Source organism: Olsenella sp. DNF00959 (assembly GCF_001553055.1).
Lineage (GTDB): Bacteria > Actinomycetota > Coriobacteriia > Coriobacteriales > Atopobiaceae > Olsenella_I > Olsenella_I phocaeensis.
Genome location: NZ_KQ960124.1, coordinates 1 through 1,592 on the forward strand (window position 1 = coordinate 1; position 1,592 = coordinate 1,592).

The following is a 1,592-nucleotide window of genomic DNA, read 5'->3' on the forward strand; positions in this document are numbered from 1 at the left end:
ACAACTTCAAAACCGGGCAAGCGTTCTACCTGCTAATATATAAGTCTTAAACAGTTGTATGCTGTTTTTCAGGCGAGAAAACCGCATACAACTCCGGAGGCGCGGCACGCGGGGCCATCGAGGGCTCGCACGGGGGGTGACGCCCCCGTCCCGGCCCGGCTCGTCCGTCGGGCCCGGGCGAGCGTCTCGTCTGCCGGGAGGGTGCGAAGCGTCTAGCCTCAAGGGTGTAAAATAACTAACGAATTAGGAGTAAAATATGGAACAGCGAGGTAAATACATGTCTAGTAAACCCAACAGACTGACTCCGGACGGATATCTGCCGCGCTTGACCGACGCTCGCCTCGACATGCTCATGGGTGCCTTCGGGTGCGTGGAGATCACGGGGCCCAAGTGGTGCGGCAAGACCTGGAGTGCACTTTCCAGGGCGGCCAGCGTCACCGAGCTCGACAGGGGCGAGCAGAGGCAAATGGCCGAGGTCGACCCCTCGCTGGCCCTTCTGGGGGACGCGCCGCACCTGGTGGACGAGTGGCAGGAGGTGCCTGCGGTGTGGGACGCGGCGCGGCGCTTCGTGGATGACTCCGCGGCAAAGACGGGCAGGCTCCTTCTCACGGGCTCCACCCAGCTTGAGCCGGCGAGGCGGGGAGAGGTGCATCACAGTGGCGCGGGGCGCATCGCTCGGCTTCGCATGCGCACCATGACGCTTGCGGAGCTGGGGGAGTCCACGGCCGAAGTGAGCCTCCGGGGCCTCTTCGAGGGGTCATTCTCGCCTGCCACCAGCCCCACCTCAGTCGCCGACGTCGCTCGGTGGTGCTGCAGGGGAGGTTGGCCTGCCGCACTTGGCGCGCCCGACGTGGTTGCGTTCGAGATGGCATCCCAATACATTCAGGCCGTGCTGGACGACAACGTGATGCAGGAGGGGCTCTCTGCCGACACGGCGCTTGCCGTGCTCAGGTCCCTTGCCCTCAACTCGAGCCGTGCCGCGACGAAGAGGACGCTCATCCGGGACATGGGCGCTCGGGGGGTTTCCGTCGACACGCTGACGTCCTATGTCGGGCTCTTCGAACGGCTCTACCTGGTCGAGGAGCTTGCGGGCTGGGAACCCCCGCTCAGGGCGAAGGCTCGGGTGCGCGTGAGTCCCAAGCGCTACTTCACGGACCCCTCCCTTGCGGCGGCGCTGCTTGGCGCCACGCCAGAGAGGCTCGTGCGCGACACGCAGACGCTGGGAGACCTCTTCGAGTCCCTGGTTCTTCGCGACCTCAGGGTGTTTCTCTCCACCTATCCTGGCCTGGGGAACTCCGTCCACTATTACCGTGACGACAAGGGGCTCGAGGTGGACGTGGTGCTGGAACACGGCGGTCGTTGGGCGGCGGTCGAGGTGAAGCTCAGCGACACGAAGGCGGATGCGGCAGCGCGCAACCTGCTTAGGTTGAGGTCCAAGCTTTGCGCGAACGCTGCGGCCCAGGTGGAGCCCCCTGCCTTCCTTGCCGTCGTGGTTGGGAGGGGGAGCGTCGCCTACCAGAGGGAGGATGGAGTGTTCGTTATTCCCATGGCGACCCTTGGGTCCTGAGGCGCAGGTCGCCGCTCGCCCGTCG

At 65.2% G+C, this 1,592-nt stretch carries 1 protein-coding gene; it reads left to right on the plus strand.

Annotated elements, in window-relative coordinates:
* Positions 1–277 precede the first annotated feature (277 nt).
* Positions 278–1,567 (plus strand): ATP-binding protein, encoded by a 1,290-nt coding sequence (locus HMPREF1868_RS03390; RefSeq protein ID WP_072500442.1) that lies wholly within the window; start codon positions 278–280, stop codon positions 1,565–1,567.
* Positions 1,568–1,592: the final 25 nt, after the last annotated feature.